General features: G+C 29.7%; 14 protein-coding genes, 1 tRNA gene and 1 pseudogene. 10 read left to right on the forward strand and 6 right to left on the reverse strand.

Going from position 1 to position 15545, the window contains the following annotated elements; translation table 11 throughout:
* Positions 1 to 2: 2 nt before the first annotated feature.
* Both rny and CAMP5063_RS06325 read right to left on the reverse strand, forming a co-directional pair.
* Positions 3 to 1556 carry a ribonuclease Y gene (gene rny, locus CAMP5063_RS06320; RefSeq protein WP_337195021.1) on the reverse strand — a complete coding sequence of 518 codons (1554 nt, stop codon included), beginning with the start codon at positions 1554 to 1556 and terminating at the stop codon, positions 3 to 5.
* Positions 1480 to 2109 carry a 5-formyltetrahydrofolate cyclo-ligase gene (locus CAMP5063_RS06325; RefSeq protein WP_263681077.1) on the reverse strand — a complete coding sequence of 210 codons (630 nt, stop codon included), beginning with the start codon at positions 2107 to 2109 and terminating at the stop codon, positions 1480 to 1482. Before CAMP5063_RS06325 ends, rny begins: the two co-directional genes overlap by 77 nt.
* A 66-nt stretch (positions 2110 to 2175) precedes the next feature.
* Between CAMP5063_RS06325 and CAMP5063_RS06330 the strand changes: the two genes are divergently transcribed.
* From CAMP5063_RS06330 to CAMP5063_RS06370, 9 genes are all read left to right on the forward strand, one after another.
* Complete coding sequence (locus CAMP5063_RS06330; RefSeq protein WP_220566674.1) at positions 2176 to 2721, forward strand: TlpA family protein disulfide reductase; 546 nt, start codon at positions 2176 to 2178, stop codon at positions 2719 to 2721.
* The gene (ftsY, locus tag CAMP5063_RS06335; protein WP_337195022.1) at positions 2721 to 3587 is read left to right on the forward strand and encodes a signal recognition particle-docking protein FtsY; all 867 of its coding nucleotides are present in this window, start codon (positions 2721 to 2723) and stop codon (positions 3585 to 3587) included. The genes CAMP5063_RS06330 and ftsY overlap by 1 nt, the downstream gene beginning before the upstream one ends.
* 44 nt (positions 3588 to 3631) lie before the next feature.
* Positions 3632 to 5467: a motility associated factor glycosyltransferase family protein gene (locus CAMP5063_RS06340; RefSeq protein ID WP_337195023.1), complete on the forward strand. Its 1836-nt coding sequence runs from the start codon at positions 3632 to 3634 to the stop codon at positions 5465 to 5467.
* A 41-nt stretch (positions 5468 to 5508) separates the two neighbouring features.
* Positions 5509 to 6849 carry a DNA repair protein RadA gene (gene radA / locus CAMP5063_RS06345; RefSeq protein WP_258108000.1) on the forward strand — a complete coding sequence of 447 codons (1341 nt, stop codon included), beginning with the start codon at positions 5509 to 5511 and terminating at the stop codon, positions 6847 to 6849.
* Positions 6840 to 8348, forward strand: coding sequence for a phytoene desaturase family protein (locus CAMP5063_RS06350; RefSeq protein WP_258107999.1), 1509 nt, complete (start codon positions 6840 to 6842; stop codon positions 8346 to 8348). The genes radA and CAMP5063_RS06350 overlap by 10 nt, the downstream gene beginning before the upstream one ends.
* Before the next feature lie 60 nt (positions 8349 to 8408).
* Positions 8409 to 9089 (forward strand): F0F1 ATP synthase subunit A, encoded by a 681-nt coding sequence (locus CAMP5063_RS06355; protein WP_258107998.1) that lies wholly within the window; start codon positions 8409 to 8411, stop codon positions 9087 to 9089.
* A 123-nt stretch (positions 9090 to 9212) separates the two neighbouring features.
* Positions 9213 to 10631, forward strand: coding sequence for an Asp-tRNA(Asn)/Glu-tRNA(Gln) amidotransferase subunit GatB (gene gatB / locus CAMP5063_RS06360; protein WP_133319695.1), 1419 nt, complete (start codon positions 9213 to 9215; stop codon positions 10629 to 10631).
* 2 nt (positions 10632 to 10633) lie between these two features.
* On the forward strand, positions 10634 to 11536 hold the full coding sequence (locus CAMP5063_RS06365) for an NAD(P)H-dependent glycerol-3-phosphate dehydrogenase (protein ID WP_133319694.1): 903 nt from the start codon (positions 10634 to 10636) through the stop codon (positions 11534 to 11536).
* Positions 11533 to 12696 (forward strand): metal-dependent hydrolase, encoded by a 1164-nt coding sequence (locus CAMP5063_RS06370; protein WP_337195024.1) that lies wholly within the window; start codon positions 11533 to 11535, stop codon positions 12694 to 12696. The genes CAMP5063_RS06365 and CAMP5063_RS06370 overlap by 4 nt, the downstream gene beginning before the upstream one ends.
* An 11-nt stretch (positions 12697 to 12707) precedes the next feature.
* On the opposite strand, the gene cetZ is transcribed toward CAMP5063_RS06370, so the two are convergent.
* The 4 genes from cetZ to CAMP5063_RS06390 form a co-directional block, all read right to left on the reverse strand.
* Positions 12708 to 14003 carry an energy taxis response protein CetZ gene (gene cetZ, locus CAMP5063_RS06375; protein ID WP_337195025.1) on the reverse strand — a complete coding sequence of 432 codons (1296 nt, stop codon included), beginning with the start codon at positions 14001 to 14003 and terminating at the stop codon, positions 12708 to 12710.
* 64 nt (positions 14004 to 14067) lie between these two features.
* Complete coding sequence (locus CAMP5063_RS06380; protein WP_263659757.1) at positions 14068 to 14502, reverse strand: hypothetical protein; 435 nt, start codon at positions 14500 to 14502, stop codon at positions 14068 to 14070.
* Between the two features lie 30 nt (positions 14503 to 14532).
* Positions 14533 to 14618, reverse strand: a tRNA-Leu gene (locus tag CAMP5063_RS06385).
* A gap of 29 nt (positions 14619 to 14647) precedes the next feature.
* On the reverse strand, positions 14648 to 14971 hold the full coding sequence (locus tag CAMP5063_RS06390) for a F0F1 ATP synthase subunit C (protein WP_012661906.1): 324 nt from the start codon (positions 14969 to 14971) through the stop codon (positions 14648 to 14650).
* 195 nt (positions 14972 to 15166) lie between these two features.
* Here CAMP5063_RS06390 and CAMP5063_RS06395 point away from each other — a divergent pair.
* Positions 15167 to 15545 (forward strand): annotated as a pseudogene (locus tag CAMP5063_RS06395) (sodium-dependent transporter); the annotation flags it as partial.

Genomic DNA, 15545 nt, shown 5'->3' on the forward strand with positions numbered 1-15545 from the left:
CCTTATCTTGCAAAATCAACAGCTCTAAGCTCTCTGATGACATTAACTTTTATTTCACCAGGGTATTGAACTTTTTCTTGAATTTCTTCAGCTATTTCTTTAGCTAAAAGCACAGATTCATCATCATTGACTAATTTTGCATTAACAATAACTCTAATTTCTCTACCAGCATTAATAGCATAAGCTTTTTTAACCCCTTCTTTACTTTTTGCTATATCTTCAAGTTCGCTAACTCGTTTCAAGAAGGCCTCTAAAACCTCACGCCTTGCTCCAGGGCGTGCAGCGCTTAGTGTATCTGCTGTACAAACTGCAGCTGATTCTATACTTGTAGCCTCTTCATGTCCATGGTGAGCATAAATTGCATTAATCACTATAGGATGTTCTTTGTATCTTTTGCAAAGTTCAGCTCCTAAATCTACATGAGAACCTTCAAATTCATGCGTTAAAGCCTTGCCTATATCGTGTAAAATTCCAGCTCTTCTTGCTAGTTTTTCATCGCCACCACACTCAGCTGCTATGATTCCAGCTAAATGCGCTACTTCTAAAGAGTGTGCTAGAGCATTTTGTCCATAACTTGCTCTATATCTTAATTTTCCTATTAATTTAACAATTTCAGGATGGATATTATTAAGTCCTAAATCCATTACTATAGTTTGACCTTCTTCTAAGATATTATCTTCAAATTCTTTGCAAACTTTTTCATGGATTTCTTCTATTTTTGCAGGTTGTATTCTACCGTCTTCAACTAAAAGTTCAATCACCTTTGTAGCAATGGCGCGTCTATAAAGATTAAAACAACTTACTATAATTGCTCCAGGCGTATCATCTATGATAATATCAACACCCAAAACCATTTCTAAGGTTTTAACATTTCTCCCTTCTTTGCCTATAATGCGTCCTTTTAACTCATCATTTTTGATATTTACTACATTGATCAACCTTTCAGCAGCGAATTCTCCTGCAAATCTTGAAGTAGCTTGTGCTAAGATAAAATTAGCCTTTCTTTTGGCTTCATTTCTAGCTTCTTCTTCGTATTTTCTAACAATATGAGCAATTTCAGCTCTTGAGGCTTCTTCTACTTTTTGTAAGACTATACTTTTTGCCTCTTCTTGTGTGAGACCAGCTGAATGTTCAAGAATTTTTAAAACATCATTTAACTTTATTTCGTAGCTTTGTTTTAAATTTTCATTTTCTTCATGTAAAGCTTTTATAGTTTGCTGCTCTTTTGCTAATTTGTTTTTGTTTTCTTCATGAAGTTTTTCTTGATAATGAAGATTTTGTTCTTTTTTGTTGAGTTCTTCTAGCTTAATAGAATGCTCTTTTTGTAGTTTTTGAATTTTTTCATCAAATTTTTTCTTTGCTGCAAATTCAGCCTCAGCAACTGAATTTTTAGCATCTTTAAGTGTTAGCTCAGCTTCATATTCAATGGCTTTTGCTTTTGCTTTTGCTTGCTCTAAAAAGATATTGAAATTTGCATCATTAATCTTTTTGGCGACTATATATCCAATCCCTCCGCCTATGAAAACGGCTATTAATGCGACTAATATTTCTATCATTGTTTTTAACTTTCCTAAAATATTTTTTATAAGGGTTTATATAAAAATTTCCTTTTATATCATGGTCTTGACTAAAAATTTGATGAGATTTTGCATCCATCATTTGTGTGAAAATAACTAAAGGTTTTTTATAAGAAATATTTTCAAAAAACCTATCGTAAAATCCTTGGCCATGACCAACTCTTCCTAATTTTGCATCTACTCCTATAACAGGGATGATTGCAACATCTATACGAGTTTGCAAAAAAGAATCTTTTGGTTCATATACCCCAAAACTCTTTTTATCAAGAGCTAACCTTAATTTTACTACCTTTAAACTTTTATCTTGCATAAATGGAACAAAAATTCGGTATTTTTTTGTTAAAAAATGTCTGAATTTATAAAGATTAATTTCATATTTCAAAGGAATATATATAAGGATATTTTTATAATTTTTACAAGATTTTAAAATTTTATTTACTTCTTGAAAAACTAAAAAATCTCTTTTGTATTGAAATTTTAGTTTTAATTTCATTTTAAATTTCTGTTTTATTCTAAAGTCATTTTTTATCAAAGCTTTCCTTGGTTTTTTAACTTTTTATGTTATACTTTTAAGCTTAAAAAATCATAAGGATATGACTTGAAATTTAAAATTTTTTTAGCAATTTTTGCTATGATTTTTTTTACTTCATGCTCAAGTGATAAAGAAAATTCTAGTAATGAAAATACTGATAATGCAAGTTTAAGTCAAAGTGAAAATACTGATTTTACTTTGAAATTTTTAGATGGTAGAAAAATGTATGTGAAATATCATGAACAAGAATTTAATTTTGATGATACAGCAAAAGCTAAGTTGTTTGTATTTTTTACAAGTTGGTGTGAGCCATGCAAAGCTGAAATTCCACATTTAAATAATTTAAATAAAAAATATCAAGATAGATTTGAAGTCATAGCGCTTTTTTTAGAAGAAGATAGAAAACAAGAATTATTGGAGTTTATACAAAAAGAAAAGATGAATTTTCCTTCGGTTTTAGGAGAGAATAGTTTTATTTTTTCTAAAGTTTTAAATATCAGCTCTATACCAACAATGGTTTTATTTAATGCAAAGGGTGAAAAGATTAAAGAGTATTTAGGTTTAATTCCTGAAGAAATGTTAGATATAGATATACAAAAAGCGATAATGTAATGTTTGGATTTTTAAAGAATGGTTTAAAAAAGACTTTAGAAAGCATCCATTTAGTTAAGGCTTCAAATAAAATCATTACAAAAGATTTGCTTGAAGAGATGCTTTTAGAAGCTGATGTGGCATATGAGATAGTTGAAGAGATTATTTATTATCTTCCTCCAAGTGATGAGGTTAAAAAGGCTGATTTAGAGCGTGTTATGGGGACTTATTTTATTTACGATAAGCCTGAACTTGCTAATGCTAAGCCTTTTGTGGATTTGATTTTAGGTGTAAATGGGGTAGGTAAGACTACAAGCATTGCTAAAATGGCACATTTGCATAAAGAAAATGGTGAAAAAGTTATACTTGGAGCTTGTGATACTTTTAGAGCAGGAGCTATAGAGCAGTTAAAATTATGGGCACAAAAATTAAATATAGATATCATAGCTACTTCACAAGGACATGATCCTTCGGCAGTTGCTTATGATGCTATTTCTAAAGCTTTGGCAAAAAACTATGATAGGGTTATTTTAGATACAGCAGGACGCTTGCAAAATCAAAAAAATCTTGCAAATGAGCTTGAAAAAATTGTCCGCATAAGTGATAAAGCTATGCAAGGAGCTCCTCATAGAAAAATCCTTGTACTTGATGGCACTCAAGGTGTAGCAGGAATTTTGCAAGCAAAAGCTTTTAATGATTTAGTAAAACTTGATGGAGTGGTTATTACAAAACTTGATGGAACTGCCAAAGGTGGAGCTTTATTTAGCATAGCAAGAGAGCTTGAACTTCCTATTTTATATGTAGGAGTAGGGGAAAAAATGCAAGATTTATGTGAATTTAGTATTAAAGACTATTTAGAAGCTATATTGGAACCGATGTATAAATGAGCTTTTTGTTAAAAAATTTATCCGCACTAAATAATCCTTACTTGATGGAAAAATTAAAGCAAAAACACAGTAGCACTTGGGTGATGGATAATAGGGGGGGGGTAGATCAGCTAAATTGGATAAATCAAAATGGAGAATATTTATATAAAAACCCAAAAAAATATTTAGAAGAAACCATTGCTTTATATCAAAATAAATATCTACTATATCCTGTTTTATATTTTTATGGTTTTGGTAGCGGTGTTTTGTATAAATGCCTACTGAATAATCCAAATTTAAAGCATATAGTTGTTTTTGAAGATGATTTAGAATTGTTATATAGTGTGTTTAGTGTTTTAGATTTTTCGAATGAATTAAAAGAGCGAAAAATAATCATTTTAAATAGTGAAATTTCAAATCAAGATTTAGAGTATTTACTTTATATGAAACCTTTTTACAATTTTTTAAGAATATATGATATGCACATACATAATGAATACTATGAAAAATTTGAAAATAACATTCTCAAATTAAACAAAAAAATTTCAGAAATTTTAAAAATTATTATTTTGCATCAAGGTAATGATATTAAAGATTCTTTGCAAGGTTTGGTGCAATATATTTATAATTTACCAAATATGATAAAAAATCCTCCCTTGAAAAATTTATGGCTTATGCGAAATAAAAAAGTTAAATCAGCTATTATAGTTTCTACTGGCCCATCTTTAAGTAAGCAACTTCCTTTACTAAAACAATATCAAGATAAATTTAGTATATTTTGTGTTGATAGTTCTTATTCTATTTTGGCAAAAAATAATATTAAACCCGATTTTGTTTTAATGAGTGAAAGAACTCATTTTAGTGCTGATTTGTTAAAGCAAAATTATGAAAATATAGATAATAATATAGTATTTATTTTATTAACCTTAGTACACCCTTTAGTGATTAAATACTTAAAAAACACTAATAGAGACTTTTTACTAATTCCATATCCAACCATATTTTTTAATAAAATTGATTTATTTGGTTTTGGAAAATCTCCATCGGGCGGAACAGTAGCTTATAATGCTTTACAATTAGCGTGTGATTTTAATCATGAAAATATTATTTTTATAGGTCAAGATTTATCATATGGAGAAGATGGAAAAACTCATGCCAGTGGATATTATTATGAAGATGAAGAGTTAAATGATGTTGAGGAAAAAGCTATAGCTTATGGGGGAATTGGCGAAGTTTTTACTCATAGTACTTGGAATACATTCAGATTTACTATGCAAAATTATATAGCTAATAAAAAAGGTTTTAAATTTTATAATGCCACAGAAGGTGGAGCTAGGATAGAAGGCACTATAGAAAAACCATTTAAAGAGTGTTGTGAAGAATTTTTAGATGAAAATTTAACAAAGCCTTTTGAAAAACCATCGCCAATAGATAAGAATGCTCAAGATGATTTGTTATTGCAAAGTTATAAAGTAATTAATGATAATTTAGAGTTTTGCGATAGATTTGTTAAGGAATTTGAACTTTATTTTGAAAATTTGATTCAAATAGAAAATAAAATTCAATTTTTGGAGGTATTTGAAGATAAGAAGAGTTTGATTATCCAAAGTATAAAAAATTTAGATTTTTATAAAACTAAGCTTGATGAGTATTGTAAAACTTTTTTATATGAATTTATTAGACCTTTTTTGCAGCAATTTGAATTTAATTTAGCAAGAATTTATGTGATTAATCCAAGGACTAATGAAGAATGGTTTGATAAGAATATAGCTTGGGTGAAAGATCATATATTTTTATTTGAAATTTTAATAGCAAATATAAAAATGGCAAAAGATGAGATAAATAAACATTTAGATCCGTTAAAAGATGAGATTCGAAAAAGACAACTAGATAATATTTAAAAATAAAATATATAATCTTTTTAAAAATCTAGGTAATATTTATGGCTAAAAAACACATTTTATTTGAATGTCAAGCTTGTGGAAATCAACAAAGTAAATGGCTAGGCAAATGTCCTGAATGTGGTTCTTGGGATAGTTTTGTTGAGCTAAAGCAAGAACAAATTAAGGTTTTAAAAGAGTTAAATTCACTCTCAAATACTCCAAGTTCTGCAGTATGTATAAATGATGTTATAGCAGAAAATTTCACACGCATTAGCACTGATGATAATGAGCTTGATTTAGTTTTAGGTGGTGGGCTTGTTGTGGGTTCTTTGGTGTTAATTGGGGGTTCGCCCGGGGTTGGAAAATCCACACTTTTATTAAAAATTGCTTCGAATTTGGCTAAAAGTGGTAAAAAAGTACTTTATGTAAGTGGCGAGGAGAGTAAATCTCAAATCAAACTGCGTGCAGATCGTTTAAATGCAAATTGTGAGAATTTATTTTTACTTACTGAGCTTTGCTTGGAAGATATTTTAAGCGAGCTTTCTAAAAAAGATTATGAAATTTTAATTATTGATTCTATTCAAACTTTATATTCTAATAAAATTACTTCAGCAGCAGGTAGTATCACTCAAGTTAGAGAAATTACTTTTGAGTTGATGCGCTATTCTAAAGCCAATAATATTAGCACTTTTATCATAGGACATATCACTAAAGATGGGGCTATAGCTGGACCTAGAATTTTAGAGCATATGGTAGATGTAGTGCTTTATTTTGAAGGCGATGCCAATAAAGAAATAAGAATTTTAAGAGGCTTTAAAAATCGTTTTGGAAATATTTCCGAAGTTGGTATTTTTGAAATGACTTCCAAAGGCTTGATTAGTGCTAAAGATATAGCTAATAGATTTTTTACGCGTGGTAAGGCAGTAAGTGGTAGCGCTTTGAGTGTAGTGATGGAAGGAAGCAGAGCTTTAGTGCTAGAAATTCAAGCCTTAGTTTGTGAGAGTGCTTATCCAAAGCGTAGTGCAACAGGCTATGAAAAAAATCGTTTAGATATGCTCATAGCTTTACTAGAGAGAAAGCTTGAAATTCCCTTGGGGCATTATGATGTTTTTATTAATGTAAGTGGTGGGGTAAAAATTAGTGAAACTGCAGCAGATTTAGCGGTGGTTGCAGCAATTATTTCAAGTTTTAAAAACCGCCCTTTGAGTAAAGATAGTGTTTTTGTGGGTGAGCTTAGTTTAAATGGTGAAATCAAAGAAGTATTTTCACTTGATGTGCGTTTAAAAGAAGCTAAAATGCAAAAATTTAAAAATGCCATAGTACCTGTAAAACCTATGGAGGAACTTGGCTTAAAATGTTTTGTAGCTAAAGAATTGCGTGAGGTTTTAGAATGGATGTAAAATTTGATGTAATCATTATAGGTTCAGGTCTTGGAGGCTTAAGTGCAGGCGCTTTTTTAGCTAAAAATGGAAAAAGGGTTTTAGTTTTAGAACAGCATTCTTTAATTGGTGGTTGTGCTACTTGTTTTAAAAGAAAAGGCGCTTTGATTGATGCGGGACTTCATGAGATGGACCTAGGTGAAGCAAAAACTGATATGAAGCATTTGGTTTTTGATAAGCTTGGTATAAAGAATAAAATTCAAATTTTACCTTTACCAAGTGCATGGAGTATTAAAAGTAAAAATTATAATCTAACTTTACCTCATGGTATAGAAAAAGTAAAAGAAGTTTTGAAAAAAGAATTTCCGCAAGAGTGCAAAGGTATAGATAAATATTTTAAAGCTATAAAAACGCAAGCTTATGCTATTCGAAGATTTCCTTGGGATTTAAAATTAAGTGAGTTATTGTTGTTTCCTTTTGACACTGCTTGGATATTTATTAAAAATAGATTGTTTAATAAAAAAGTTTATGATGTTTTAAATGCTTATATTAAAAATGATAAGCTAAAAAAGATTTTAAATGCAAATATGAGTTATTATCATCATGATAGTAAAGAATTTATTTTCAGTTTTCATGGCATTGCTCAAAAGCATTATTATGATGGTGGAGTGTATATTAAAGGTGGCTCGCAAGCTTTAAGTGATGCTTTGGCTGAGGTTATCAAAGAAAATCAAGGGCAGGTTTTAGCTAAGGCTGAAGTTGTTAAAATACTCACAAAAGAACAAAAAGCTTATGGAGTAGAATACATTCAAAATAATCAAAAACATACCATCCATGCGCAAAATATCATCGCAAATTGCGATCCTTTAATCGTATATAAAGACTTGCTTAAAGAGTTAAATTTAACCCAAGAAATCAAAGCAATAGAATCTAAAAAGCGTGCTTGTTCTTTAGTAAGCGCTTATTTTATTTATGATAAAGATATTTCTAAAATTTATGAAAATATGGATTATTGTAATTTTATATTTGAAGATGATTTTTTAAATAGTTCATATGAAAACACTAATATTTTAAAACTAGATATTAAACAAAGGCCTATGGCTTTTGTGAATTATTCTAAGGTTGATAGTGGCTTAGCTAGTGATAAATACATAGGTGTTGTAGCTTTTAGTTCAAATTATCAAGAGTGGGATTTAAATAAGCAAGATTATAAAGTTAAAAAAGAAGAAGTATTAAAAGCCATAGTGCAAAGACTAGATGAGATTTTTCCAAATTTAAGTTCACACTTAATCCATCAAGAATTAGCCACGCCAAAAACTATACAAAGATATACTAAAGCTTATGAGGGTACAATTTATGGATTTTCTCAAGATCAAGAAGGGGTTAAATATAGATTGCATTATAAAAGTAAAAGTATAGAAAATTTATATTTTGCTAATGCTTTTATATTTCCTGGAGGTGGTTTTACAGGTGCGATTTTGGGTGGATATTTTTGTGCTAATAAAATGAATTTTCATTAAAATATAAGCAATTTTTTTATAATATTAGCTTTGAAATATTTATTCTGCTAAGGATTTTTAATGAAAGATTTATTTTTATTTAGTTCTTTTATAGATTCTAGCCACACTTTTGCATACTTTTTTCATTTGGGTATAGTGGTTGTGATTTCTTTGATTTTAGCAAAACTTGCTACAAGATCTATGCAAATTGTCCCAAGAGGTAGTCAGAATTTGGCTGAAGCTTATATGGAAGGCATTTTAAGCATGGGTAGGGATACTATGGGTAGCGATGAAGCTGCTAGAAAATATTTACCTTTAGTTGCAACTATAGGTTTTATGGTGTTTTTTAGTAATATCATAGGAATCATCCCTGGTTTTGAAGCTCCAACAGCAAGTTTAAATTTTAGTGCTTCTTTGGCTATTATAATATTTGTGTATTATCATTTTGAAGGTATTAGAACTCAAGGATTTTTTAAGTATTTTGCACATTTCATGGGACCTGTGAAAATTCTAGCACCTTTGATGTTTCCTATAGAAGTGGTTTCTCATTTTTCAAGAGTTATTTCTTTATCTTTCCGTTTATTTGGTAATATCAAGGGAGATGATTTATTCTTAGCAGTTATTTTAGCTCTTGTGCCTTGGGTTGCGCCATTGCCTGCTTATATGCTTTTAACTTTTATGGCATTTTTACAATCTTTTATTTTTATGATTTTAACTTATGTTTATTTAGCAGGTGCAACTGTAGTTGATGAGCATCATTAATTTTTAAAAAGCAAAAGATATTTTTTGCTTTTTTCTTTTTTAATCTTCTTCTTTTATTCTTTTTTAAACTCTTTTTGAAATAAAAAACGCTAGAATAAACAAAAAATTCTAAGGAAAATTTTAATGTTTGAAGTTGTTATAGGACTTGAAGTTCATGCACAATTAAATACAAAAACAAAAATCTTTTGCTCATGTGCGACTTCTTTTGGAGAAAAATCAAATACTAATGTATGCCCAACATGTTTAGCTTTACCAGGTGCTTTACCTGTATTAAATCAAGAAGCGGTAAAAAAAGCCATAGCATTTGGAAAAGCAGTTAATGCAACTATAAATAAAAAAAGTATTTTTAATAGAAAAAATTATTTTTATCCTGATTTACCAAAAGCTTATCAAATTTCGCAATTTGATATTCCTATAGTGGAAAATGGTGAGTTATTTATCAATGTAAATGGAGAAAATAAACGCATAGGTATCACTAGGGCTCATTTAGAAGAAGATGCAGGAAAAAATATACATGAGAGTAATTTTTCAAAAGTAGATTTAAATAGAGCAGGCACGCCTTTGCTTGAAATTGTCAGTGAACCTGAACTTAGAAGTTCCGATGAAGCGGTGGCTTATTTGAAAAAATTACATTCTATTATAAGATTTTTAGACATTTCAGATGCAAATATGCAAGAAGGTAGTTTTAGATGTGATGCTAATGTTAGTATTCGTCCAAAGGGTGATGATAAGCTTTATACTAGAGTGGAGATTAAAAATTTAAATTCATTCCGTTTTATTCAAAAGGCGATTGAGTATGAAGTAAAACGCCAAAGTGAAGCTTGGGAAGATGGAAAATACGATCAAGAAGTTGTGCAAGAAACAAGATTATTTGATACGGTTAATTTAGTTACTAGAAGTATGAGAGGTAAGGAAGATTCTGCTGAATATAGATATTTCCCTGATCCTGATCTTTTACCTGTAATTTTAGATGATGAAATGCTAAATCAAGATATACCTGAACTTCCTGATGAGAAAAAAGCTAGATTTGTGAGTGAATTGGGTATTAAAGAAAGTGATAGTGAAGTGATTGTTTCTTCATTAGAGCTTTGTAGATATTTTGAGTATCTAATTAATCAAAAATTAAATCCAAAACTTTGTGTTACTTGGCTTACGACAGAGTTAATGGGGCTTCTAAAAGGCGAATTGACTATAGAAAACTCACCTATAAAACAAGAAAAATTAGCTGTTTTGATCAAACGTATAGAAGAAGGTGTTATTAGCGCTAAAGCAGGTAAGGATATTTTAGCTTATGTATTTGAAAATACAGAAGTTGAAATTGATGATGCTATTGAAAAACTTGGTTTAAAACAAGTAAGTGATGATGGTGCTATTGAAAAGATTATTGATGAAATTTTAGCAAACAATGAAGATAAAGTAGCTGAATATAAAAGTGGTAAAGATAAACTTTTTGGTTTCTTTGTCGGTCAGGCAATGAAAGCAGGTAAGGGTGCATTTAATCCTGCTAAGGTAAATGAAATTTTAAAAGCAAAACTTGGTTAAATATGAAAATAGCAGTTGTTGGTGCAGGAAAATGGGGAAGTGCTTTATATGATGCATTGAGCGTTAAAAATGAATGCGTAATAACTTCTTTTCACGAAAAAGATCTTTCTTATTTTGTTAGTACCAAAGAAGCTTTAGAATATGAATATTTAGTTTTTGCTTTATATGCTCAAGGAATGCATGAATGGCTTGCAAATAATTTTAAAGATTTAAATCAAAAAATTCTTGTAGCTTCTAAGGGTATTGATTGTAAAAGTTTAAAATTTATGGATGAGGTTTTTAGTGAGTTCATAAGTAGTGATAGACTTTGTTTTTTAAGTGGTCCTTCTTTTGCAAGTGAAGTTTTAGAAAAAAAACCTTGTGCTTTGGTTGTTAGTGGTAAAAATCAAGAGCTTTGTAATCAATTTGCAAGTTTTTTTCCAAATTATATTAAAACCTATACAAGTTCTGATGTTAAAGGCGCTGAAATTTGTGGTGCATATAAGAATGTTTTAGCAATTGCAAGTGGAGTTTGCGATGGTTTAAATTTAGGCAATAATGCAAGAGCTTCTTTAGTTTCAAGAGGTTTAGTAGAAATGCACCGCTTTGGGCAATTTTTTAATGCTAAAGAAGAAACATTTTTAGGGCTTAGTGGGGCTGGAGATTTATTTTTAACAGCTTCAAGTAACTTATCAAGAAATTATAGAGTAGGTTTGAGTTTGGCTAGTGACAAAAATATAAAAGATATTTTAATGGAACTTGGCGAGGTAGCTGAAGGAGTGCAAACTGCTTATGCTATACATTCTTTATCAAAACAATTTCAAATTTATACCCCGATTGTTAACGAAGTAGTCTTAATGCTAGAGGGTAAGAATGCTTGGGAATCTTTGAAAGATTTGATGTCATCAAAGGAGGAAATATCATGATCATCAAAAATGCAAAAATTTATGGCGAACAAAAGCTTGATCTTAAAATAGAAGATGGGAAAATTACTCAAATTACTAATGATTTAAATGATGATGAGTATATTGTTGATATAGAAGGTAAAACTTTACTTCCTTCGTTTATTGATTTAAATGTTAGTTTACTTGATAATGAATTTAGTATAGATAAATTATATGATCTTGAAAAAGCATGCTTAAAAGGTGGGGTAGGGACTATTGTTTTAAAAGATAGTTTAGAAGCTAACACTCAAGGCTATGCGCTTTATTTTGATAAATTAAAATCTTTAGATATTAATGTTTTACCTACTATTAATGTATTAGATAAAACAGAAAAATTAAAAAATATTGCTACCTTAATTGATATGGGCGCAAAAGGCTTAGAGCTTTCAAGTACTTTAGGAGCAAATTATTTAAGACAATGTATGCAATATGCCAATATGAAATCAACCCCTGTATTTTTAAAGTGTTTTGATGAGAGTTTTGACGATCATGGAGTAATGAATGATGGACAAATAAGCTTTGAATTAGGACTTATAGGAATTAGTGATATAGCTGAAACTAGTGAAGTGGCAAAAATGAAAGAATTAGTGGAATTTTATAAAAATAAAGTTTGTTTTAGCTCTTTAGCAATTACAAGATCGTTTGAATTATTACATGATCAATATAGTGAAATTTCAATCCATCATTTAATCAAAGATGAAAGTACTTGTGAAAATTTTAACACTCAAGCAAAAATTTTACCTCCATTAAGAACAAAAGATGAAGTAACAAATCTTAAAAAGTTGCTTCAAGATAAGAAAATTACTTTCTTAAGTTCTTTGCATGCTCCTAACACTAAAAAAGATTTGGCTTTTGATGAAGCAGATTTTGGAGTTAATGCCATAGCTATATATATGAGTTTATGTTTTACATATTTAGTAAAAGAAGGTATCTTAACTTGGAAAGAATTATGTGATTTTACAAGCTATAATCAAGCGCAATTTTTGGGATTAAATAAAGGTAAAATAGAACTTGGTTTTGATGCTGATTTGGTTGTATTTGATGAAAAACTTTCTTTTAATGGAGAAGGTTTATATGCAAATGATATCTTGCAAGGCAAGGTAGAAAAAAGTTTTATAGCAGGAAAAGTTTTTAGCCTTTAAGCTAAAAACTTTTATTTATCTTGCATAGCTTGAGCTACTTGAGCTGAACTATTTCTAATTTTTTCCATACATTCTCTAGCTTCTTTAGCTAAATCCACGCTTTGATTTACGCCACTTAAGCCGTCTTTAATGCTTTGTACAACTTCAGCTGTTACATTTCTAATAGAATTAATGGTAGTAGTGATTTCATTTACTGAATGTCCAGTTCTTTCAGCTAGATTTCTAACTTCATCAGCAACAACAGCAAAACCTCTACCATGCTCACCTGCACGCGCTGCCTCAATAGCCGCATTTAGAGCTAAAAGATTGGTTTGATCGGCTATATCGCTAATGGTTTGAATAATATTTTTAATTTCTTCTGATTGCTCATTTAATGATGATACGAGATTACTACTATTGTTCATCATATCAGCAATGCCTTGAATATTTTGAACCGTATTTTCTATAACACTATCGCCCTCTTGAGTGAGATTATCATTTTGTTCAGCTAATTCACTAATAAGCTTTAATTTTTCCTCATCTCTTACAACTTGTTCGGTAATATCTGTTGCAAATTTAATAACTTTGTAAATTTCTCCATCATCATTTTTGATAGGATTATAACTTGCTTCTAAATGGATTAGTTTGTTGTTTTTACCAAAGCGTATGAATTTTCCTGATTGAAATTTACCACTTCTTAGCTCTTCCCAAAAAATTGTATATTCTTTGGAATTTCTAAATTTTTCCTCGCAGAACATACTATGGTGTTTTCCTTTGATTTCACTTAGTGAATAACCCATGGTTTGAGTGAAGTTTTCATTAGCATTTAAAATCTCTCCATAAGGATTAAATTCAATAATAGCCATAGAACGATTAGCGGCATCTATGGTGTTTTTTAGATCAAGCATTTCATAGTTTCTTTGAGTAATGTCATTTGCAAATTTAATAACCTTATACACTTCATTGTTTTGGTTTAAAATAGGAAGATAATTGGCTTCAAGATAAATATCTTTCCCGCCTTTTGCAATACGTCTAAAAAGTCCATTTCTTGATATACCACTTTTTAAATCTCTCCAAAAATCAACATAGCGTTGTGACTTTACAACCTCTGGTAAACAAAACATACTATGGTGTTTACCTTTGATTTCATTTAAAGAGTAATTCATAGTTTTTAGAAAATTTTCATTAGCATTAATAATAGTTCCATCTGTTTGAAATTCTATCATGGCCATAGTTTTGCTAATAGCATTAAGTATATCTTGAAAATCTTGATTAGATTGCTCTAATTGAGTAATTTGTTCATTAATTTTTTTCTTGTTGATAAACATAAAACCCCTTTATAAAATAATTCGGAATTATATAGTGCTTTTTAAAATAAATAATTTGTTTATATTAGCTTTTTGTTAAATTATAAAATTTTTCTTGGAGAGAATTTCTTATTTCATCGTTAATTTTCTCATTGTCATTTAGATATTGTTTGTTAAGTTCTTCAAGCTCTTTTAAAAATCCAAAAAGTGTTTCTTCCCACAAAGCATTATTTCTTTTACTTAAATTCATTGTTTGGATATGATTAAGTTTTCTACTCATATTGCTTAAATTCTCTAAAAATTCATCTTTATAATTTTCATCTTGGAGTGTAAAGGTATTTTGCAAAAGATTATTTTTTATATTTCTTATCTCTTCGTTAATTAGATCACAAAATTCAGGATAAATATCATTTTTAATAGGTTCAAGTAAGGCTTGTTCATCTAGTTTTAGAGTATATTTTTTTATGGCAAAAAAAAGAATTAAAAAAGCTATTGCACTGACTAAAATATAGAAAGTCATTTTGTTTTGATAATCCTTAAAAAATAAAAATGGTGCGGTTAGCGAGATTTGAACTCGCACACGCTGAGCGCACCACCCCCTCAAGATGGCGTGTCTACCAATTCCACCATAACCGCATAAGCCCTACAAGAGGGCTTTGAAAATTTTAAGCTGCTACTAATGCTTGGAATGGATTAGCATAAAGAGCGATAAGAGCAATAACAAGTGCATAAATAACTTGAGCTTCAATCATCGCTAAAGCAATAAACATAGTAGTCATTAATTTACCACCAAGACCAGGGTTTCTAGCAGTACCTGCTATAGTTGCTGCTGCAGTATTACCCATACCGATAGCTCCGCCTAAAGCTGCAACACCAAGTCCTAAACCTGCTGCTAAGATAGAAAAAGAAGCTAACCATTGATTCATAGAACCTTCAGCTGCAAATGCAAAACCGCTTAAAGCTAGCATTAAAAATACGATTTTTTTCATAGTTTTTCCTTGTAAAAATTTAAATCCTTTCGGCTTGCGTATCCCTACTCGTGATTTATAAAAGCGAAATTATATACAAATATAACTTTAAAATTATTGAAATTTAAATTAATATTATATATTTTAAAATAAATTAAAGTTTTTTTTAGCTACATTAAAAGTTTTTTATAGTTTTATAAATTTAAGGTTATCTTTATGAATGAAAAATTTTCTAAAATAGGCTTTGTATTAGCGGTAGCAGGTTCAGCTGTTGGACTTGGAAATGCTTGGAAATTTCCAACTTTGGTAGGACAAAATGGAGGTTCAGCTTTTGTACTTTTATATTTGCTTTTGACTTTGGGGGTAGGGTTTGTAATATTTTTGGCTGAACTTAGCATAGGAAAACTTAGTGAAAAAGATCCTGTAAATGCCTATTATACTTTAGCTCCAAAACATAAAAGAGCTTGGTCTATAGTTGGTTTTTCTTTAATAGGTGCTATTTTGATTGTTTCTTTTTATAGCGTGATAATAGGATGGATTGTTAAGTATGCTTATTTTGGGTTTTTTCCTTTACCAAAAAGCATAGAAGAAAGTG

This window comes from Campylobacter sp. RM5063 (assembly GCF_024723655.1).
In the GTDB taxonomy this organism is placed as follows: Bacteria; Campylobacterota; Campylobacteria; order Campylobacterales; family Campylobacteraceae; genus Campylobacter_D; species Campylobacter_D lari_D.